Annotated in this window: 15 protein-coding genes and 1 tRNA gene; 10 read left to right on the top strand and 6 right to left on the bottom strand. The window is 59.2% G+C overall.

The window, feature by feature from the left end; all coding sequences use genetic code 11:
* Window positions 1–12: 12 nt before the first annotated feature.
* Entirely contained in the window at window positions 13–1,428 is a 1,416-nt protein-coding gene (trmFO, locus tag AAE029_RS28830) for a methylenetetrahydrofolate--tRNA-(uracil(54)-C(5))-methyltransferase (FADH(2)-oxidizing) TrmFO (RefSeq protein WP_371076336.1), read from the bottom strand.
* 431 nt (window positions 1,429–1,859) lie between these two features.
* On the opposite strand from trmFO, the gene AAE029_RS28825 reads away from it, so the two are divergent.
* Window positions 1,860–3,635, top strand: a complete 1,776-nt coding sequence (locus AAE029_RS28825; RefSeq protein ID WP_371076335.1) for a tlde1 domain-containing protein — start codon at window positions 1,860–1,862, stop codon at window positions 3,633–3,635.
* 58 nt (window positions 3,636–3,693) lie between these two features.
* On the opposite strand, the gene AAE029_RS28820 is transcribed toward AAE029_RS28825, so the two are convergent.
* Complete coding sequence (locus AAE029_RS28820; protein WP_371076334.1) at window positions 3,694–4,617, bottom strand: response regulator; 924 nt, start codon at window positions 4,615–4,617, stop codon at window positions 3,694–3,696.
* On the bottom strand, window positions 4,610–7,996 hold the full coding sequence (locus AAE029_RS28815; RefSeq protein ID WP_371076333.1) for an ATP-binding protein: 3,387 nt from the start codon (window positions 7,994–7,996) through the stop codon (window positions 4,610–4,612). The genes AAE029_RS28820 and AAE029_RS28815 overlap by 8 nt, the downstream gene beginning before the upstream one ends.
* A gap of 217 nt (window positions 7,997–8,213) precedes the next feature.
* On the opposite strand from AAE029_RS28815, the gene urtA reads away from it, so the two are divergent.
* The 5 genes from urtA (at window position 8,214) to urtE (ending at window position 13,828) form a co-directional block, all read left to right on the top strand.
* Window positions 8,214–9,506 carry an urea ABC transporter substrate-binding protein gene (gene urtA, locus AAE029_RS28810; protein WP_371076332.1) on the top strand — a complete coding sequence of 431 codons (1,293 nt, stop codon included), beginning with the start codon at window positions 8,214–8,216 and terminating at the stop codon, window positions 9,504–9,506.
* A 91-nt stretch (window positions 9,507–9,597) separates the two neighbouring features.
* The gene (gene urtB, locus AAE029_RS28805) at window positions 9,598–11,214 is read left to right on the top strand and encodes an urea ABC transporter permease subunit UrtB (protein ID WP_371076331.1); all 1,617 of its coding nucleotides are present in this window, start codon (window positions 9,598–9,600) and stop codon (window positions 11,212–11,214) included.
* The gene (gene urtC / locus AAE029_RS28800) at window positions 11,211–12,371 is read left to right on the top strand and encodes an urea ABC transporter permease subunit UrtC (RefSeq protein ID WP_371076330.1); all 1,161 of its coding nucleotides are present in this window, start codon (window positions 11,211–11,213) and stop codon (window positions 12,369–12,371) included. The genes urtB and urtC overlap by 4 nt, the downstream gene beginning before the upstream one ends.
* A gap of 4 nt (window positions 12,372–12,375) precedes the next feature.
* Window positions 12,376–13,131 carry an urea ABC transporter ATP-binding protein UrtD gene (urtD, locus tag AAE029_RS28795; protein ID WP_371076329.1) on the top strand — a complete coding sequence of 252 codons (756 nt, stop codon included), beginning with the start codon at window positions 12,376–12,378 and terminating at the stop codon, window positions 13,129–13,131.
* A gap of 1 nt (window position 13,132) precedes the next feature.
* Window positions 13,133–13,828 carry an urea ABC transporter ATP-binding subunit UrtE gene (gene urtE, locus AAE029_RS28790; RefSeq protein ID WP_371076328.1) on the top strand — a complete coding sequence of 232 codons (696 nt, stop codon included), beginning with the start codon at window positions 13,133–13,135 and terminating at the stop codon, window positions 13,826–13,828.
* Between the two features lie 76 nt (window positions 13,829–13,904).
* On the opposite strand, the gene AAE029_RS28785 is transcribed toward urtE, so the two are convergent.
* From AAE029_RS28785 to AAE029_RS28775, 3 genes are all read right to left on the bottom strand, one after another.
* Window positions 13,905–14,369 carry an NUDIX domain-containing protein gene (locus tag AAE029_RS28785; protein WP_371076327.1) on the bottom strand — a complete coding sequence of 155 codons (465 nt, stop codon included), beginning with the start codon at window positions 14,367–14,369 and terminating at the stop codon, window positions 13,905–13,907.
* Window positions 14,370–14,531: 162 nt separating this feature from the next.
* Window positions 14,532–14,675, bottom strand: a complete 144-nt coding sequence (locus tag AAE029_RS28780) for a DUF1127 domain-containing protein (RefSeq protein WP_371076326.1) — start codon at window positions 14,673–14,675, stop codon at window positions 14,532–14,534.
* Between the two features lie 295 nt (window positions 14,676–14,970).
* Window positions 14,971–15,117, bottom strand: a complete 147-nt coding sequence (locus AAE029_RS28775; protein ID WP_371076325.1) for a DUF1127 domain-containing protein — start codon at window positions 15,115–15,117, stop codon at window positions 14,971–14,973.
* 913 nt (window positions 15,118–16,030) lie between these two features.
* Between AAE029_RS28775 and AAE029_RS28770 the strand changes: the two genes are divergently transcribed.
* The 4 genes from AAE029_RS28770 to tig all read left to right on the top strand — a co-directional run bounded on the left by AAE029_RS28770 (window position 16,031) and on the right by tig (window position 19,729).
* Window positions 16,031–17,134 (top strand): DUF2157 domain-containing protein, encoded by a 1,104-nt coding sequence (locus tag AAE029_RS28770; RefSeq protein ID WP_371076324.1) that lies wholly within the window; start codon window positions 16,031–16,033, stop codon window positions 17,132–17,134.
* 5 nt (window positions 17,135–17,139) lie between these two features.
* On the top strand, window positions 17,140–17,724 hold the full coding sequence (locus AAE029_RS28765) for a GDYXXLXY domain-containing protein (protein WP_371076368.1): 585 nt from the start codon (window positions 17,140–17,142) through the stop codon (window positions 17,722–17,724).
* A gap of 245 nt (window positions 17,725–17,969) precedes the next feature.
* Window positions 17,970–18,054: transfer RNA gene (locus tag AAE029_RS28760), tRNA-Leu, on the top strand.
* A 184-nt stretch (window positions 18,055–18,238) separates the two neighbouring features.
* A complete protein-coding gene (gene tig, locus AAE029_RS28755; protein ID WP_371076323.1) occupies window positions 18,239–19,729 on the top strand; it encodes a trigger factor in 1,491 nt (496 codons plus the stop codon).
* The last annotated feature ends 174 nt before the right edge of the window (window positions 19,730–19,903 follow it).

The following is a 19,903-nucleotide window of genomic DNA, read 5'->3' as shown; positions in this document are numbered from 1 at the left end:
GACTTAAAGCAGCTATCTGGCTTCGCCGAGCCAGGCGGCGCAATCGGTCAAGGCGCGCTTGGCAACCAGCTGCCGCTTCATGATCGTCTTGTCCTTGCCGCGAAAACGCTTGACCCCTTCCGGCTTGACGATGGAACCCGGCTCCAGTTCCGGAAACAGACCGAAATTGATGTTCATCGGCTGGAAGGATCGTTTGCCGGGCTCGTCGTCGGTGACGATGTGCCCGCCGGTGATATGGTTGAGCAGCGCTCCCAGTGCGGTCGTATCCGGCGGCAGCGCGATCGCTTGGCCCTTCCTTTCGGTGGCGGCGAAACGTCCAGCCAACAATCCGACACCGGCGCTTTCGACGTAGCCCTCGCAGCCGGTGATCTGGCCGGCAAAACGCAGGCCGGGCCGCGATTTCAGCGTCAGAGAACGATCCAAAAGGACTGGCGAGTTGATGTAGGTATTGCGGTGCAGACCGCCGAGCCGGGCGAATTCGGCATTTTCTAGCCCAGGTATCATGCGAAAGATCTCGGCCTGGGAACCATATTTCAGCTTCGTCTGAAAGCCGACCATGTTGTAGAGCGTGCCGAGCGCATTATCCTGGCGAAGCTGCACGATGGCGTAGGGCTTGACCGCCGGATTGTGTGCATTCGTCAGCCCCATGGGCTTCATCGGCCCATGGCGCAGCGTCTCGCGTCCGCGCTCGGCCATGACCTCGATCGGCAGGCATCCATCGAAATAGGGCGTGCCTTCCCATTCCTTGAAGCCGATGGTGTCGCCAGCGATCAGGGCATCGACGAAGGCATTGTACTGCGCCTCGTCCATCGGGCAGTTGATGTAGTCCTTGCCGGTTCCACCCGGTCCCACCTTGTCGTAGCGCGACTGATACCAGCAGACGTTCATGTCGATGCTGTCGCGATAGACGATCGGTGCAATTGCGTCGAAGAAGGCAAGCGAATCCTCGCCGGTCTCCGCCTGAATGGCGCCGGCAAGCGACGGCGCAGTTAACGGTCCCGTCGCGATGATAGCAAGATCCCACTCCTTGGGAGGTAGTCCGGAGACTTCCTCGCGAACGATGCTGATCAGGGGATGGTTCTGGATAGCCTCTGTCACGGCGGCGGAAAATCCCTCGCGGTCGACGGCAAGAGCGCCGCCCGCCGGCACCTGATGCTTGTCGGCCGAGGCCATGATCAGCGAGCCCGCCAGACGCATTTCCGCATGGATGACACCCACGGCATTGCTTGTCGCATCGTCGGACCGGAAGGAATTCGAGCAGACGAGTTCGGCAAGGCTGTCGGTCTTATGGGCCTCGGTGCCGCGTACGCCGCGCATCTCGTGAAGGATGACATGCACGCCCGCATTGGCGATCTGCCAGGCTGCTTCGGACCCGGCAAGTCCGCCGCCGACGACATGAATGGGGGTATAAGGGGACGTATCTTTCATGTGCGGCTGATTATCATGGTCAGCGAATGGTTCCAACCGGAATTAAAGACGGCGTTCAGGCGGCGATCACACCGCTGGATTCTGCGAGCCACATCCGCAATGCCGCCGGATTCCCGCCTTGATCCTGTCCATCTTGTATGGCCAATGCTGCCTGCACTCGGCTCGTCGGCCATATTAGGCAGACTAGTCGAAAACCGGTCCCATAGCCGGAAGTACGTAGTTTGATGCTGTCGAACTTGGCTTCTGCGCGCCTCATGCTCCAAATCGAGCGCACGTAAAGGAATTAGTTACCATAGTTCTTCATTCTTCCGAACATCGGCAGATGTCGAGACGCGATCAGATTCGGCGCGTCGTCGTCATTTTCCCGGTCCGACGAGCGACGCGTACCGTACCAGCCGCCGGGTTGAGTCACAGTTTGGAAGACGAGTAGCATGGCGTTTGCGACCGAGACGTTCAGTGACGTCAATCCCCTTGTACGATTTCGCTTTCGCCCAGCCGCCACGCGCGGCGTCATAGCCGGGGCCGCTCTGGTCGGTCTCGGAACCGTTGCCTTCTCATGGATGGTGGCAACGTTTGTCACGATGCAGACGATGGGTATGTCGATCGGCTCGGGTTCTGCCATTTCTTCGCACACTGCGTTCGGCGCGAAGGACATTGCGCTGACAAACTTCTATGAAAAGCAGCTGCCTACCGGGACTTTCTTTAGTTCTGCGTTAACGAAGGGCGGTCGTGTTTGGAAGAGCAGCCCAATCGCGGATACCGGACGTTTCGCCGCCGCTCCGCTGGAGCATGCCCCTTCGATGGGGACAGCGTTGTCGGTTGCAGCTCTTGTTGAGCATTTCAGGAACACCGCCTCCCTCCATGGCTCACGGGCGTCAGCAAAGACGGATCGCATCGTGGCACAGGCATCCGCGGCCGCGGAACCGAGAGAGCGGCCGATCGTTCCTGGCGTTGGGAGTTCTGCGCAATCGCCTGAGGGCAGCGCCGTTGCTGCTGGTCAAAGCACATCGCGGCTTGCCGATGCTTCCTCGAATAGGCCTCTGATCCCTGCTCAGGCAAGTGCGCCACCGGCGCCCGTAAATATTGCTTCCGCAAGTGCACTCCCTGGGACTTCCTTCGAAAGCCATCCCGCTCCTTCAGAGGTTTCAGACAAGCAGCAGACCGGCTTGCTGGCAAATCCCACGGTATCGATCAACGAAAACCGCAGTGCGACGTCAGCTGCTGGGCCTGCCAAACGGCCGATTGCTCCTAAGAACGGACTGCCCTCATTCGGCAGGGATGCCGTTCCCGTCCTCGGCTCTGATGGTTCGACCGATCTCTCCGTGGCTAGCATAGCGCTACCTGCGACCAATCCTTCGGCGCCGCCCATGCATTTCATGCCGGCGGAGGTGAGGAATGCGCCCGTCGTGCTGCCGGCGCCCTCCGCTGCGGCTCAACTTGCTGCTGCCGCACCCGCGGAGGTCTCGCCGGAGAAGACCTCTGAAGCTATCGCGGTGCCGCTGCCGACTCCGGCACCGCTCGAACGTTCTCCTGCTCCGGCAGATACTGGAGATCGGCCTTCAGAGACGGAACTTGCAAGCATCGAACCCGAGCTGGACCTGGATCTGCCGGACGATGTGCCGCTGCCGACAACGCGCCCGCGCGGATTGCCCAAGATCATTACGGAGGGTCCGGAAGGACAAGCGAAACCTTCGGCTGGCCAGGCACTCGCTTATGCGCGGCCGGAAAATCCTTTGGGCGACGATGAGGATGACCCAGGTCCGCGGCCGCTGTTCAGCCCCCGGAGCCGTGGCGCCGCGGCCATCTACGACATTTCGGCGCACATGGTCTACCTGCCGAATGGCGAGCGGCTGGAAGCGCATTCCGGGCTGGGCGGCATGCTCGACAATCCGCGATATGTCAACCAGAAGAACCGCGGACCGACGCCGCCTCACACCTACGATCTCGTCATGCGGGAAAAGCTGTTCCATGGCGTTGCAGCGATTCGTCTTCTTCCCGTCGACGCGAGTAAGATATATGGCCGAGACGGCCTCCTTGCCCACACCTACATGCTTGGTCCGCGTGGAGATTCGAATGGCTGCGTATCCTTTAAAGACTATCGTCGTTTCCTCGCCGCCTTCAAGCGTGGCGAAATTAAGCAGCTCGTCGTCGTGCCACGTCTATCGTCGCCGCCAACGCGTTTCGCTTTTTTCGGTCGCGCTACGTAAGCTGCCGTTGGGTGAGCTCAATTATTGATGCAGCCCTTCCCGCCGATCGTGGCGGCCTTCACATTTCATGCAGCACCTGCGCAGCCTTGACCGCTGCCGACGCCCGGTTCTCGACGCCGAGCTTGACGTAGATTTGCTCCAGATGCTTGTTCACCGTTCGGGCGGAAAGGCCAAGAATTTCGCCGATATCGCGGTTGGCTTTGCCCTTGGCGATCCACAGCAGCACCTCGGACTCACGCTGCGTCAGGGCGAAATGCTGCCGCAAGGCGTCCTCGTTGCTGCGCCGGTCCGAGGCGGCCAAGCGGAAGAGATATTCCTCCGGGCCGATGATGCCAAGGAAGGCGACTTGCAGGGCGGCCTGGCCGCCGCTGTCGACCGAAAAAGTGTTCTCGCGCAGCACTTTGGAACCTTCGCGTGTCGACATCCAGCCGGCGATATGCCTGACGACGATGTCGATCCCATCCTCGCTGCCGGTCGCTGCATTGATCAGGCGCATTGCCTGCGGCGTCGACCAGAGAATGCTGCCGTCGCCCTTGACCGCGAGCAGGTGACGTCCGGCGGCATCGAGCGCTACGCGGGCGCTCTGGGCGGAGCGGGCATTGCGAAGATGCACTCGGATGCGTGCGCGCAATTCATCGATATTGATCGGTTTGGTCAGATAGTCGACGCCGCCAGATTCCAGTGCATGGACGACATGTTCCGTTTCGGTAAGGCCGGTCATGAAGATCACAGGCACCTGAGCGACGATCGCGTTGCTCTTCAGCCTGCGGCAGGTCTCGAAGCCGTCCATCGTGGGCATGATCGCATCGAGGAGGATGAGATCGGGCGTGATGCGCTCGACGATGCTCAGTGCGCCCGTTCCGGACGTGGCGATCAGCACGGAAAAGCCGGATTGCTCGAGCGCGTCGGTCAGAAACCCGAGCGTCTCCGGCGAATCGTCGACCAGCAATACGATATCCCGAGGAAGCGCCGGTTCAGCCAATGGATTCTACCTTTTTGTCGAAATCGTGCAGGAAATTCATGAAACCGGTCAGATCGAAGGCGGCAACGTAGGAGCGGAGTTCCTCTGTGAACCGCCGATTGGCCTCGTCTCTGGCCAGGTCCGCAAGCTTGGCTTCGATGCCGCGGATATAGCCAATCTCGCCAAGTCGCAGTAGCTCCTGCACATGGGCGGCACCGGGATGCCGCATCGGCACTTCAGCCTGAGGCAACACCACTTGCGCCGAATCGGCATAGATCCACTTCAGGCCAAGATGCAGCGCCAGCTTGTCGCGAAGTTGCTTGATGTCAACAGGCTTGCCGATCGCATCATTATGGCTGTCGTCGCTGTCGCTTGCTGCGGCCGCATCGCCGATATTGGCCGATAGCATCAGAATCGGCGCCACCTGTCCGGCTTCTCGCAGGCGCGAGACGAGTTGCCAGCCGTTCATGCCAGGCATCGAGATATCGACCAGAAAAAGATCCGGCTGGATGCCTTCGATCAGTGTCAGACAATCCGTACCGCTTGCCGCCGTGAGCACCACGAAATCGAGCGGTACAAGGATTTCGCGCATCATGTCGCGATGGTCCTCATTGTCGTCGACAACGACGATGGTGCGCCGCGGGCCGTCATAGCTGACGATTTTCTTTTCCTGCGGCGGGGCCACCATGTCGCGCATCACGGCCGACAACATCAGGCGAACGCGGAAGGTCGAGCCCTTGTCCTTTTCGCTCGCGACCGAAATCTCGCCGCCGAGCGTATTCGTCAGAAGCTGAGTGATGGTGAGGCCAAGGCCGAGCCCCGGCATGGGGCGGATGTTGTCCGCCTCTCCACGCTGAAAGGGCTCGTAAATACGTGTCAGATCCTTTTCCGCGATGCCGCGTCCGGTATCGGAGACGGTGAAGGTCGCAACCTGGCTGCGATAGCCGACATCGAACGTGACGCTGCCCTCATCGGTGAACTTGATCGCGTTGGAGAGCAGGTTGACGAGGATCTGACGCAATCGCTTTTCGTCCGTTCGCACGAACTGGGGCAGGGCTACCGAGCGATCAGGATTGAAGGCAAGCCCCTTTGCTTGCGCCTGCGGTCGGAACATGTCAACGATCTGGTCGAGAAAATCCTGGATGTTGATTTCGTTGGAATAGACCTGCAGGCGGCCGGCTTCAATCTTGGAAATGTCGAGCAGGCCGTCGATCAGGCCCGAAAGATGCTCTGCGCTGCGGCGGATGACCTTGATGGAGGACTGGCGTGGCGGCGGGATCGTTTCGTCGCGCTCTAGGATCTGGGCGTAGCCGAGGACGGCATTGAGCGGCGTGCGCAGTTCGTGGCTGAGACCGACGACATAGCGGCTCTTGGCGCGATTGGCGGCTTCGGCGGTTTCCTTGGCATTCTGAAGGGCTGCGTCGGTCTTCTTATGGGCAGCGATTTCCTTGAGCAGCAATGTATTCTGGCGAGAGGATTCTTCCTCGGCGACCACGCGGCTGTCATGGGCAAGCACGTAGAACCAGCAGGCGACACCGGCGATGATCGAGAAGACAAAGAAGACGATAAGGATTGTGCGATTGACGACCTCCGCCGTTTCCGGCGAGGCCGAGGCAACCTGATGAGCGATCATGGCGAGGATTGCGCCGATCGCCGTTAACGCCAGCGCAACGGCGATGCCGTAGCGGCCGAGGCGCGTCTTCAATTGCTCGACCATCGTTTCCGGCAGCAGTGTCCTGGCGACGACGCCGAGCTGTGTGTTGAAGCGCGCTTTCGGTTTGCACATGTCATGGCAGCGGCTGTCGAGCGAGCAGCAGAGCGAGCAGATCGGCGCGGCATAGGCAGGACACCAGGCCATATCCTCCGGCTCGAAGGGATGTTCGCAGATGGAACAGGTTATCGTCGCCTGCTCCTTCCATTTGGCGCGCGGCTTTCGGGCGAGATAGAATTTGCCGTTCGTGCCCCAGGCGATCAGAGGCGAGGCGAGGAGAGCGATGACGAGCGTGATGTAGGGGGCAAGCGAGGCGGCGGTTGCGCCAAAGGCGCCGAAATGGGCGATCAGCGTGATCGTCGCCGAGATCGTCATGGCGCCGACGCCGACCGGATTGATGTCATAGAGATGGGCGCGTTTGAATTCTATGCCGGGTGGAGCAAGCCCGAGCCGCTTGTTGATGAAGAGATCGACCGAGATCGTGCAGAGCCATGCCATGGCGATGATCGAAAAGACCCCTAGTGTCTCTTCGAGCAGGCGGTAGATGCCGAGTTCCATCAGGAGGAGGGCGATCGCGACGTTGAAAACGAGCCAGATGACGCGGCCCGGATGACTGTGGGTCAGCCGCGAGAAAAAATTCGACCAGGCGAGAGAGCCCGCATAGGCGTTCATCACGTTGATCTTCAGCTGCGAGACGACCACGAAGGCTGCCATCAGCAGAAGCGCTGCATTGTGCGAGGGGATCATATAGCCGAATGCGGTCAGGTACATTTGCGCCGGATCGGCGGCGCGGTCGACCGGCACGCCGGCGCTGAAGGTGAGCACGACGAGGAACGAGCCGGCCAGCAGCTTCGGGGCGCCGATGATCACCCAGCCGGGACCCGCGAGGAAGACGGCGAGCCGGTGCTGCCATTTGCGCTGCGGATCGGGTGGCAGAAAGCGCAGGAAATCGGCCTGTTCGCCGATCTGCGACATCAGCGCCAGAATGACCGCAGAGGCAGCGCCGAATTCCAGGAGATTGAAATCGGCGACCGTGCCTGGCGGACCGGAGGCATGGCGGATGCCGGCAAAGGCGCGCCAGAGATCGAATTTCTCCCAGTCGAAAAAGGCGATGAAGATGAAGGGGAGGATGTTAAGGATGATCCAGAAGGGCTGGGTCATCAGCTGGAATTTGCTGATCAGCCTGACGCCGTGCGTCACCAGCGGGATCACCATCACGGCGCTGATGATGTAGCCGATCCAGAGCGGAATACCGAGCGTCAGCTCCAGCGCCCCGGACATGATCGAAGCCTCGATCGCAAACAGCATGAAGGTGAAGCTGGCATAGATCAGCGAGGTGATGGTCGAGCCGATATAGCCGAAACTCGCACCGCGCGTCAGAAGATCAATATCGACGCCGTGGCGGATCGCGTAACGGCTGATCGGCAGGCCGATCGCGAGCATGGCAATGCTGGCGGCGATGATGGCATAGAAGGCGTTCGTCGTGCCGTAGGAAAGGGTGATCGCGCCACCGATCGCTTCCAGCGCCAGAAAGGAAATTGCGCCGATCGCCGTCTGCGAGATGCGCTGCGAGGAAAAGCGCCGGGCGCTCTCGGCGGTGAAGCGCAGCGCATAATCCTCAAGCGTCTGATTGGCGACCCAGCGATTATACTCACGCCTGACCGGGATGATACGTTGCCGCGCTGCCATACCTTCCTGTTCGCCCTTTTGTTCCCCTTATGACGCTTTCGTAACACGGATCGTCCGGCGGCTTAAGAGTGCCGCAGTGCACAAAGCTGCACATTTCACCCCATCGGCTACGTCAAACTACGTATGTGTTTTCGCGCTGCACCAACGAATAGTCCGCGAAGCAACAGTTAGTTTCGCCCTTCCGGCCTGTTGCGGACAAGAAGAGGGGATCAACCAGATGAATCTCAAATCCTATATCAGCGGCGCCGCACTCGGTGCCGTCATGGCAGCGTCTGCTGCATTCAATGGCGCGATTGCTGCCGACGACACGATCAAGGTTGGCGTCCTGCATTCGCTCTCCGGCACCATGGCGATCTCCGAGACGACGCTCAAGGACGCCATGCTGATGCTCATCGACGAGCAGAACAAGAAGGGTGGCCTTCTCGGCAAGAAGCTCGAAGCAGTCGTTGTCGATCCGGCGTCCGACTGGCCGCTCTTTGCCGAAAAGGCGCGTGAGCTGATCGAGAAGGACAAGGTCGCGGCCGTCTTCGGTTGCTGGACGTCTTCTTCACGCAAGTCGGTCCTGCCGGTCTTCGAAGAGCTGAACTCGCTGCTGTTCTATCCGGTGCAATACGAGGGCGAAGAATCTTCGCGCAACATCTTCTACACGGGTGCGGCTCCGAACCAGCAGGCCATTCCGGCCGTCGACTATCTGATGAACACGGAAGGCGTTAAGCGCTTCGTGCTCGAAGGCACCGACTACGTCTATCCGCGCACGACCAACAAGATCCTCGAAGCCTATCTCGAATCCAAGGGCATTCCGAAGGAAGACATCCTGATCAACTACACGCCGTTCGGCTTCTCCGACTGGCAGACGGAAGTCTCCAAGATCAAGGAATTCGGTTCGGCCGGCAAGAAGACCGCGGTTGTTTCGACGATCAACGGCGACGCCAACGTTCCCTTCTACAAGGAGCTCGGCAACCAGGGCATCAAGGCAACCGATATCCCCGTCGTCGCCTTCTCTGTCGGCGAAGAGGAGCTTGCCGGTCTCGACACCAAGCCGCTTGTAGGTCATCTCGCCGCGTGGAACTACTTCGAGTCGGTCGACAGCCCCGCCAACAAGAAGTTCATCAAGGAATGGCATGCCTTCACGAAGAACGACAAGCGCGTGACCAACGACCCGATGGAGGCCGCCTATATCGCCTTCAACGCGTGGGTCAAGGCCGTTCAGGCCGCCGGCACCACTGATACGAATGCCGTCCTTGACACCATCATCGGCGTTACCGTGCCGAACCTTTCGGGTGGTTACGCGACCGTCATGCCGAACCATCACATCACCAAGCCGGTGCTGATCGGCGAGATCCAGGCTGACGGCCAGTTCGAAATCGTGCAGCAGACGCCTGCGGTTGTCGGTGACGAATGGTCCGATTACCTGCCGGACTCCAAGGACCTGATCTCCGATTGGCGCAAGCCTCTTTCCTGCGGCAACTTCAATGTTGCAACGGGTAAGTGCGGCGGCAAGGGCTCCTGAGTACGAACCCCATCCGTTGAGTACCTGAGGCTTCCGTCCGGACCGAATCCGGGCGGAAGTTCTGTTCCAGTGCCAACAGGCGAGAGAGCCGATGTATCGCGCCATCACGATTTTTCTTCTTACGCTGTGCCTGAGCATTACAGGCCTCGCGACTGGCCTGAGGGCTGAGGACGACGTCCATGCCCTCGTCGATGCTCTGGGCGTCGGCGGTTTTCCGGAGCGCGAAGCGGCCATCAGGGCGCTGGTTGCTTCCAAGGACCCGCATGTCAGCCAACTCCTGCAACAGCTGAGCGATGGGCAGCTTTTCGTCAATTCCGAGGGCGGCCCGGTTCTGCTCCAGGGCGGCACGGATGACGAGCTGATCTATTCGGATCCGATCACCGGTGAGGTGGTCGACGATGTTGATCCCGACATGATGTCGAAGGTCAAAATCAACAATGCGGTGCGTACCGTCATCGCCACCGCCATGAGCCAGCTGACGCTGTTGAGCTCGGATCGTTCGGTGCGGCTTGCGGCGGCGCAGGGCCTCCTGAAGGACGCCGATCCGGCAAACCTCGATCTCCTCAACTCAGCGCTTGCGGACGAAGGGGATGCCGAAATCAAGAATACGATGGAGGCCGCGCGTGCTGTGATGATGCTGAAGAGCGATGTCAGCGTCGCGGACAAGAAGGCAGCGATCGATACGATTGCGGCGCGCGGCAACCGCGACGCGCTGACCATTCTGACCACTGCAATGGCGACGGCGCCGGATGACCTGAAGCCTGGCATCCAGTCGAATATCGCCTCGATCAAGCGGAACCTTGCCCTTTGGGACGTCGCCCAGAACGTCTGGTACGGGCTCTCGCTGGGCTCCGTCCTGCTGCTCGCCGCAATCGGCCTCGCCATCACCTTCGGCGTCATGGGCGTGATCAACATGGCGCATGGCGAAATGGTGATGATCGGCGCCTATACGACCTATGTCGTCCAGGAATACATAAGCTCCGCGTTCCCGGGGATGGCCGACTATTCCCTGGCCTTTTCGGTTCCAGCGGCCTTTGTCTTCACCGGCTTCGTCGGCCTCGTGATCGAGGGTGCCGTCATCCGCTATCTCTACGGCCGGCCGTTGGAAACGCTGCTGGCAACCTGGGGCGTCTCGCTGATCCTGCAGCAGGCGGTGCGCACCATTTTCGGTCCGACGAACCGTGAGGTCCGTAATCCAAGCTGGATGTCCGGCGCCTTCGAATTTGGAGGGCTTTCGATCACCTGGAACCGCCTCTGGATCATCGTCTTCGCGGTGGTTGTCTTTGTCGCTCTGCTTATGCTTCTGAAGCGTTCCGCCTTCGGCCTGCAGATGCGCGCTGTCACGCAGAATCGCCGCATGGCCTCCTCGATGGGGATCCGCACCGGCTGGGTCGATGCCTTCACCTTCGCGCTCGGTTCGGGTATTGCCGGCATGGCGGGCGTCGCGCTGTCCCAGATTGACAACGTTTCGCCCAACCTTGGTCAGTCCTACATCATCGACAGCTTCATGGTCGTCGTCTTCGGCGGCGTCGGCAATCTCTGGGGCACGCTGGTCGGCGCCCTGTCGCTTGGCGTCGTCAACAAGTTCCTGGAACCCTTCGCCGGCGCCGTGCTTGGCAAGATCCTCGTGCTCGTCCTCATCATTCTCTTTATCCAGAAGCGTCCCCGCGGGCTCTTCGCACTCAAAGGAAGGGCGGTGGAAGCATGATAACGGCCTTCCTTCTCCGGTCACTCGATCGCAGGATTACGATAGCCATCGCCATTCTTCTGGCGGTCGCCGTCCTGGTTCCAATGCTGAACCTCATGACATCGGCGGACAACCCGCTTCATGTCCCAACCTATATTATGTCGCTGTTCGGCAAGTATCTGACCTATGCGCTGCTGGCGTTGGCCCTCGATCTCGTCTGGGGCTTCTGCGGCATCCTTTCGCTCGGCCATGGCGCCTTCTTCGCGCTCGGCGGCTATGCGATGGGCATGTATCTGATGCGTCAGATCGGCCCGCGCGGCGTCTATGGTGATCCGATCCTGCCGGATTTCATGGTGTTCCTGAACTGGAAGGAATTGCCCTGGTTCTGGTACGGCTTCGATCAATCCTGGTTCGCGGCGCTGATGGTGCTGCTGGTGCCGGGCGTGCTTGCTTTCGTCTTCGGCTGGTTCGCCTTCCGCTCGCGCGTCAACGGTGTCTATCTCTCGATCATCACCCAGGCGATGACCTACGCGCTGCTGCTTGCCTTCTTCCGGAACGATATGGGCTTCGGCGGCAACAACGGCATGACCGATTTCAAGGACATCCTCGGTTACAACGTGCAGGCCGACGGAACGCGTGCTGCGCTCTTTGCCGCGACCGCGATTTTCCTTGCTCTGTCGCTTCTGCTCGCCTCGGCGATCGTCCGCTCGAAATTCGGCAAGGTCCTGGTCGGCGTGCGCGATGCCGAAAGCCGCACGCGCTTCCTTGGATATCGCGTAGAGCACTACAAGCTCTTCACCTTCGTCGTTTCAGCGATGATGGCCGGCATTGCCGGCGCGCTCTACGTCCCGCAGGTCGGCATCATCAATCCCGGCGAGTTCGCACCGGCAAACTCGATCGAGGTCGTCATCTGGACGGCGGTCGGCGGCCGCGCGACGCTGATCGGCCCGATCATAGGTGCCATCCTCGTCAATGGCGGCAAGACGATCTTCACCGGTCTCTTCCCGGACTTCTGGCTCTTCGCGCTCGGCGGCCTGTTCGTTGCCGTCACGCTGTTCCTGCCGAAGGGCATCGTCGGCACCATTGCCCAATATCTCGGCAAGCAGAAGCCGGCCCCGAATGCCGCACCGTCTGCGGAGCAGGAGGGTGTCGAAGTCAAAATCCAGGCAGCGGAGTAGAGACATGATCCCTGACGTAAAGCCCAACAGCGTGCTCTATCTCGACAATGTCTCAGTCTCCTTCGATGGCTTCAAGGCGCTGAACGCGCTTTCGATCGTGATCGAGCCGGGAGAGCTTCGAGCCATTATCGGTCCGAACGGCGCTGGCAAGACGACCATGATGGACATCATCACCGGCAAGACGCGGCCGGATGAGGGCGAGGTTTTCTTCAATGGCCAAGTCGACCTCACCAAGAAGGATGAGTCCGATATCGCCCAGCTCGGCATTGGCCGTAAATTCCAGAAGCCGACCGTCTTCGAAAGCCATACGGTCTGGGACAATCTCGAACTGGCACTGAACCGGAAGCGCAGCGTCTTTTCGACACTCTTCTATCGGCTTTCAGCCGAAGACAGGGCGCGCATAGAGGAAATTCTCGGCATCGTGCGCCTGACGCATCGCCGTGATGAACTGGCTGCCAACCTTTCTCACGGTCAGAAACAATGGCTGGAGATCGGCATGCTACTGGCGCAGGAGCCGAAGCTGCTGCTTGTCGACGAGCCGGTTGCCGGCATGACGGACGCGGAGACGGCCGAAACAGCGATCCTGCTCAAGGAGATAGCAAAGACCCGCTCGGTCGTCGTCGTCGAGCACGACATGGGCTTCATCCGCGATCTCGGGGTGAAGGTCACCTGCCTGGCGGAAGGATCCGTACTGGCCGAGGGGTCGATCGATTTCGTGAGCAACGATCCGAAAGTAATCGAGAACTATCTGGGGCGCTGAGATGCTGACAGTCGAAAACGCAAACCTGCACTACGGAGCGGCACAGGCGCTGCGCGGCATCTCGATCGGGGCGGAGATGGGAAAGATCACCTGCGTGCTGGGGCGTAACGGCGTCGGCAAGAGCTCGCTGTTGCGCGCCATTACGGGCCAGCATCCGCTTTCGGCGGGAACCATCGCCTTCAACGATACGAAGCTCGACGGCCTGCCGCCCTTTGCTCGCGCCAAGAAGGGCATCGGTTATGTCCCCCAGGGTCGTGAAATCTTTCCCCTGCTGACGGTCAAGGAAAATCTAGAGACCGGCTTTGCTCCTCTCACCCGTCGCGATCGGAGCATTCCCGATGACATCTTCAGCCTGTTTCCGGTGCTGAAATCAATGCTGTCGCGCCGCGGCGGCGATCTTTCGGGCGGACAGCAGCAGCAGTTGGCGATCGGCCGGGCAATGGTGACACGGCCGAAGATCCTTATCCTCGACGAACCGACGGAAGGCATTCAGCCCTCGATCATCAAGGATATCGGCCGGGCGATCCGCTATCTGCGCGACAGTACCGGCATGGCGATCCTGCTGGTCGAGCAATATCTGGACTTCTGCCGCGAACTCGCCGACTACGTCTACATCATGGACCGCGGAGAGATCGTGCATGAAGGCATTGCCGAGACGTTGGACACACCGGAGGCGCGGCGCCACCTGACTGTTTGATGTGTCAGGTACCCGAAGACACCGGTTCAGTCCTTGCAAAGGCAATCCGCCACCCGAAGGAGCGATCGCGCAATGATCATTTGGTGGCCCGCTTTGCGGCGAAGTCGCGCAGGATCGGATATTGACCTTTCAGGATTTTGCGCTCCGCCTCGGCCAGATTGAACCAGCCTGCCTTGTCGATTTCTGGGAATTCTTTCGACAGGCCGGACTTCGGCGGCCATTCCAGGGTGAAGGTGTTGCTGACTACGGCGTCGACGTTGATATCCGCCTCGACAGACCAAGCAACGACGATCTTACCGCCTGGCTGCCGGTATTCCCCGATGCGATCGAAGCGGCCGGTAATCTCCATTCCGAGTTCTTCCGTCGTTTCGCGCTTCGCAGCTTCTAGCTCATCCTCGCCGGGATCGACCAGGCCCTTGGGTATGGACCAGGCGCCTTCGTCCTTTCGCATCCAGAACGGTCCGCCGGGATGGACGAGAAGAACTTCGATATCGCTACTGCTTCCGCGATAAATCAATAAGCCGGCGCTGCGCTTTGGCATGAGGTGAGCCCATGAAGCCGAGGTTATCGGTGAATGTGCCACAACCATCTAAAATTTCGAAGGCCATTAAGCCAGAGAGAGGAAATAAATAAAAATCAAACGCTTAAAAAACAAAACGGCGCCTTGCGGGCGCCGCTTTTGAAAACAGCCGCTGTTCCGTAATTAACGGAAGGAACGGGCTGCGATATTGCGGATCTCATAGCGGCTGATGCCGATGTCCGACAGGGTCTGGTTGGAGAGGCTGCCGAGTTCACTCATGGTACGGCGGTAGCTGATCCAGCTCTTGGCAATGCGAATCGGGTTCATGGTCTTATCCTCGATATATCCATCGCGGGCGGCGGAACTGCCGCTTCAACGCTTGATGCTGATATAGGAGATCGGATGAATATTTTGCAGTGCAAATAAAAGGCGTCTGCTATGCAATTGTGCATTATGATGCTGAAATTATGGACATAAGCTATTTTTTGTTCGCTTAAGCTTGTCGCTCGGCTTGCTTGTCGCCGCCCTGCAATCTTTGCAACGCACAAAGAAAAACGCCCGCTGCGTGAGCTACGGGCGTTTTGGCAGAACGATCTGCTTGGGAGGAGGCGATCGTCTTTGATTAGCGAGCGACAGCTTCGCGAGCAACGCGATGGATGTCGGAACGGTCGATACCGAGGTCATGCAGCTCGCGGTTGGTCATGCGGCCGAGTTCGGTAACGGTCTGACGGTACTTGCGCCAGTTGTTGAAAGAGCGTGCGATGTTCATTTTCTTTCCCCTTTCCTAGGGCTCGAGATGTGCCAGCGGCCATTCCTCGGCGCTGACTTCTATCTGATGGCTGCTAATATATGCTGCAGCGCGAAAAGTAACAGAGTGATTGTTTCATGCCACCTATGCATTCTATGCAATTCTAATGGATTTAATGCCCCTGTTCCCCTTCATTTGATGGTCAATGAATAGGCAGAAAACATATCTAATTGGATGCGAATAATTCAGATCTGCCGGGAAAACGTGGCTGGGTCGAAAAGGAAGCAACTTGCGGAGCTGGCGAGCGTGCCCATTGCGTGCCGCCAATTATCGAAAGTAGGCAGAGTTGGCGTGACTGCCGATTTGCTGGGCGCCTTCATCCTCCACGCCTTGCGAAGGTCGGCTGTGCCGCAAAGCCAGCGGTGCATTTTCAAGAAATTCCCGGACAGCCAAGCGCCTAAACGTTTAAGTCGCCGCTATAAAAACAACGCCCACCGGGGGAGGATCCGGTGGGCGTCATTTAAAATGACTGACGATTGGGAGGAGGAGGATCGTCAGTCTGATCGGGCAGCATTGGGAGGAGGAGGATGCTGCTCCGAATTCCGTTTCGGTGTGACCCGAGGCTATCGGCAACCGCCGCTGCAGGCTGCCATCCCTGCGTTTGTCTGTAAAATTAGATAGTATGGGTCCTCTAATTTTTGCAGTGCAATAATTTCATGCGAGGTATGAGGGATGTGCATGTCTCGGCGGTTGCGTTGCCTTTTGGTGTTATATGTCTAACATACAATGATAAATGCTGCGTTAATGTGGGAGGTTTTTGCCGATGCCGATAGAGCCGGATCAGGTGGAGCGATGGAAAAAGGAGGGCGTTTCGGAACCGGACGCTGACGTTTATAACGATGATCAATGGTGCCGAGCGGTGAGGGAGATCTGAATGTATCGCGGCCGGTTGGAGCGGGACCTGACGCTCTGGGTTCGCAAGGGAATGCTGGATGCGGCGTCTGCCGAGGCGCTGCTGGCCGAATATGACAGTCGGCCGGCAAGTTTCAGCCTGAGCCGCGTATTGATGGTGCTAGCGGCGCTGCTTGTTGCGACGGCTATTCTGTTGCTCGTGGCTTCCAACTGGGAGGCGATACCGAGGCTTGTGCGGGTTGCAGGGATCATCGGCCTGATCTGGGCTTTCTATCTTGCCGCAGCTACTCTTCTGCGACGCAACCAGTTCGCGGTAGCGACTGCGTTCCTGGTTCTGGGGACGTTGAGCTTCGGCGCCGCCATATCGCTGGTCGCTCAGATGTATCATATGACCGGGGACGAGCTGACGATGATGGTCGTCTGGTTCGCCATTGCGGTGCTTGCGGCTTTGCTTTTCCGCTCCGAGGCATTGACCGTATTGGCGGGCTTCCTGTCCTGGGCGACTTTCGTCGTGTACCTGCAGAGATACGATATCCGCTGGGTCGGCCTGGGGCCTTGGGCTGCGCCTTTGATGGCCGGCGTCGTGCTTCTCCTTCTCCGCTACATCAATGCCGCGCGTGCCCGGCATTTGGCCTATCTTCTGCTGATCGGTTGGCTGACATGGCTTTATAGTCTGCATGAGGACACGCGGATCGCTGCGGCTTTCTTCGTCGTCGGTATGCTGGTCTTCATTGCGGTCAGTCTGCCCGTCCCTTCGGTTCGCCGCTTCATGCGGGATGTAGGACCTGCGCCGGCCTTTTACGCTTTTCTCCTGAGCACAATCGGCCTTTTCCTTCTTCACACGGAAATAGATAAAGGCTGGAGATTGATCGTTCTCGCCATTGCCGCGCTTGCTGCCGCCGTGCTTGCGATTGCGCTGCAAGGCAAGCACAACGGCGCAGTCCGGTATCTCGCCTATGCTGTGTTTGCAGCCGAAATTCTTTATCTGGCCTCCGTCACGATCGGCTCTATTCTCGGAACATCAGGCTTCTTCCTTTGTGCCGGCGTGTTCGTCGCACTTGTCGCCTGGGTCGTCGTGCGCATGGAGCGGCGCTTTTCTGTGAGACGAGAGGAGGCAGGGGCATGATCTGGATGACCGGCAATGCCAAAGGCAGTCCGCGTCGCTATCTCCTGGGCGCAATCATCGTCGCTGCAGTGCAGACGGTGATCTTGGGCTACATGATCGAAAGCCGCGCCGCTGTCCTCAGGAACGGCACCGAGATACTCCTCAAGACCGCCCCCATCGATCCTCGCGATCTGCTGCGCGGTGATTACGTCACTCTGAACTACGATATTTCCTCGGTACCGCTCAGCACGCTGACAGGCGAAATTCCGGCACAGCCTGGGGAAGAAGTGTTGTCGGTCCGCCTGAGAAAGCAGGATGACGGCTTCTGGGCCGTCGCCGAATCGTCGTTCGGCGACCTTCCGCCTGCGCCGGACAGCATTGTCCTGCACAGCCTGCCATTCTATAATTTCGCGACGAAGCGCGACGATACTGCGCGCGTCGACTATGGCATCGAGCGCTACTACGTACCCGAGGGTGAGGGCAGGGCGCTGGAAACGGCCCGCAGCGATGGTCGCGTGTCCATCGCAGCCCGCGTTTCTGAGGACGGTTCGGCACAGATCCGCAGCCTGCTTCTCGACGGCCAGCCGGTTTGTGAGGAGCCGCTCTACTAGCCGACGGAAGATCGCGCCGCTACTGCATGTTTCCTTAAATCGGAGCCGATTTAAGGATAAAAACATGCAGCGATACAAAGTGCTACAGCGTCCTTTGTGCGTCTGATAAGACGCACGGCGCTGTAGCGCGAAGATCCCTGTCATCGGCCGTTCATTTTTCCTTTGCGCGGTTTGAAACGGATGATATAGAGACGCCGCGCTCCGGAAGGCCTCATGCGCAGGCATTGCGATGCGGTTCTGCGAATGCGGGTATGGTGAAATTGGTAGACACGCCAGATTTAGGTTCTGGTGCCGCAAGGCGTGGGAGTTCAAGTCTCTCTACCCGCACCAGGACTGTATAGCGGGGAGAGATCGGATTGCGATTTTTCCCTGATGACCCGGGAGATCAGCGCCATTTTGCCTGGCAAAATGCTTAGGAATTGCAGTAAGGCGCGCACGGCAAGTTGTTCCGGCGTCGTGCTCATCGAAACAAATGGCAGCCTGGGCACGGCCGCCATGAAATGAGGTAGAAGAGATGCAGGTTATCGAAACGCTCGCTGAAGGGCTGAAGCGCGAAATCAAGGTCGTGATCCCGGCCAAGGACATGGAAACCCGGATGAATGAGCGTCTGGTGGATGTCAAGGACAAGATCCGCATCAACGGCTTCCGTCCGGGCAAGGTTCCGATCGCGCATCTGAAGAAGGTCTATGGCAAGTCCATCATGGCCGATCTGGTCAATGAAATCGTCCGCGACCAGCCGACGACCATTCTGCGCGACCGTGGCGAAAAGTCCGCGACGCAGCCGGAAATCGCCATGACGGAGGACAAGGACGAGGCCGACAAGATTCTGACCGCCCAGGCGGATTTCGAGTTCACCGTCTCCTATGAAGTGATCCCGCCGATCGAGCTGAAGCCGGTCAACGACATCAAGGTCATCCGCGAAGTGGCCGAGATCGGTGAGGACGAAATCAACGAGCAGGTGCTGCGCATTGCCGAAAGCGCACGCACTTACGAAACCAAGAGCGGCAAGGCTGCCGACGGCGATCGCGTAACGATGGACTATGTCGGCAAGGTCGACGGCGAAGCCTTCGAAGGCGGCACCGACCAGAACGCGGAACTGGTTCTGGGCTCCGGCCGTTTCATCCCGGGCTTCGAAGATCAGCTCGTCGGCGCCAAGGCTGGCGATGAAAAGACGATCACGGTGACATTCCCGGCCGAATATCCGGCCAAGAACCTTGCCGGCAAGGAAGCGACCTTCGACGTTACCGTCAAGGATGTCGCCGCTCCGGCCGACCTTGAAATCAACGACGAGCTCGCCTCCAAGCTTGGCATCGAATCGGCCGATCGCCTGAAGGAGGTCGTCCGCGGCCAGATCGAGTCGCAATATGGTTCGGTCACCCGCCAGAAGGTCAAGCGCCAGATCCTCGATCAGCTCGATGAGATGTACAAGTTCGACACGCCCTCGTCGCTGGTCGAAGCGGAATACAGCAACATCTGGCGCCAGGTCGGCACCGACCTTGCTCAGTCCGGCAAGACCTTCGAGGATGAAGGCACCACGGAAGAGAAGGCGAGTGAAGAGTATCGCCAGCTTGCCGAGCGTCGCGTTCGCCTGGGCCTCGTTCTCTCCGAAATCGGCGAGAAGGCTGGCATCGAGGTAAGCGAAGATGAGATGCAACGCGCGCTCTATGAGCAACTCCGCCAGTTCCCGGGTCAGGAAAAGCAGATCCTGGACTTCTTCCGCAATACGCCCGGTGCTGCCGCATCGCTGCGCGCCCCGATCTTCGAAGAGAAGGTGATCGACCATCTGCTCGGCGAGGTCAACGTTACCGACAAGACCGTGACGAAGGAAGAACTGCTGGCTGACGACGAAGCCGAAGGCGCTGAAAAGGCTGAGACCAAGAAGGCGGCTCCGAAGAAGAAGGCGGCCGCCAAGGCTGAAGCTGCTGAAGGCGAGGGCGAAGAAGCTGCCGCTCCTAAGAAGAAGGCTGCTCCGAAGAAGAAGGCTTCCGAAGACAGCGCCGAATAATTCGACCCTCATTCGAGACCATCGAGGCCCTGCCGTTCGTGGCGGGGCCTTTTTCTTTGCTCGAGCAAAGACGGCCGGATATCGTCTAATGCATGTCGCGCAAAACTGTGCAGCGGTTTTGCGGCAACGACATGCATGAAAATAATAGGCTAAAGCTTGTCGCGTGGATCCCTT

The organism is Sinorhizobium sp. CB7, from assembly GCF_041357635.1.
Lineage (GTDB): Bacteria > Pseudomonadota > Alphaproteobacteria > Rhizobiales > Rhizobiaceae > Rhizobium.
This window is presented reverse-complemented; position numbering and strand designations above follow the sequence as displayed.

What these genes read in the sequence shown, in the direction of transcription:
- urtA (WP_371076332.1), top strand. Translation starts at nt 8,214, where the DNA reads ATGAATCTCAAATCCTATATCAGCGGCGCCGCACTCGGTGCCGTCATG.
- AAE029_RS28775 (WP_371076325.1), bottom strand. Translation starts at nt 15,117, where the DNA reads ATGAACATCGCACGCTCTTTCAACAACTGGCGCAAGTACCGTCAGACC.
- AAE029_RS28765 (WP_371076368.1), top strand. Translation starts at nt 17,140, where the DNA reads ATGACCGGCAATGCCAAAGGCAGTCCGCGTCGCTATCTCCTGGGCGCA.
- urtD (WP_371076329.1), top strand. Translation starts at nt 12,376, where the DNA reads ATGATCCCTGACGTAAAGCCCAACAGCGTGCTCTATCTCGACAATGTC.
- urtC (WP_371076330.1), top strand. Translation starts at nt 11,211, where the DNA reads ATGATAACGGCCTTCCTTCTCCGGTCACTCGATCGCAGGATTACGATA.
- AAE029_RS28780 (WP_371076326.1), bottom strand. Translation starts at nt 14,675, where the DNA reads ATGAACCCGATTCGCATTGCCAAGAGCTGGATCAGCTACCGCCGTACC.
- trmFO (WP_371076336.1), bottom strand. Translation starts at nt 1,428, where the DNA reads ATGAAAGATACGTCCCCTTATACCCCCATTCATGTCGTCGGCGGCGGA.
- tig (WP_371076323.1), top strand. Translation starts at nt 18,239, where the DNA reads ATGCAGGTTATCGAAACGCTCGCTGAAGGGCTGAAGCGCGAAATCAAG.
- AAE029_RS28770 (WP_371076324.1), top strand. Translation starts at nt 16,031, where the DNA reads ATGTATCGCGGCCGGTTGGAGCGGGACCTGACGCTCTGGGTTCGCAAG.
- AAE029_RS28785 (WP_371076327.1), bottom strand. Translation starts at nt 14,369, where the DNA reads ATGCCAAAGCGCAGCGCCGGCTTATTGATTTATCGCGGAAGCAGTAGC.
- AAE029_RS28815 (WP_371076333.1), bottom strand. Translation starts at nt 7,996, where the DNA reads ATGGCAGCGCGGCAACGTATCATCCCGGTCAGGCGTGAGTATAATCGC.
- urtE (WP_371076328.1), top strand. Translation starts at nt 13,133, where the DNA reads ATGCTGACAGTCGAAAACGCAAACCTGCACTACGGAGCGGCACAGGCG.
- AAE029_RS28825 (WP_371076335.1), top strand. Translation starts at nt 1,860, where the DNA reads ATGGCGTTTGCGACCGAGACGTTCAGTGACGTCAATCCCCTTGTACGA.
- urtB (WP_371076331.1), top strand. Translation starts at nt 9,598, where the DNA reads ATGTATCGCGCCATCACGATTTTTCTTCTTACGCTGTGCCTGAGCATT.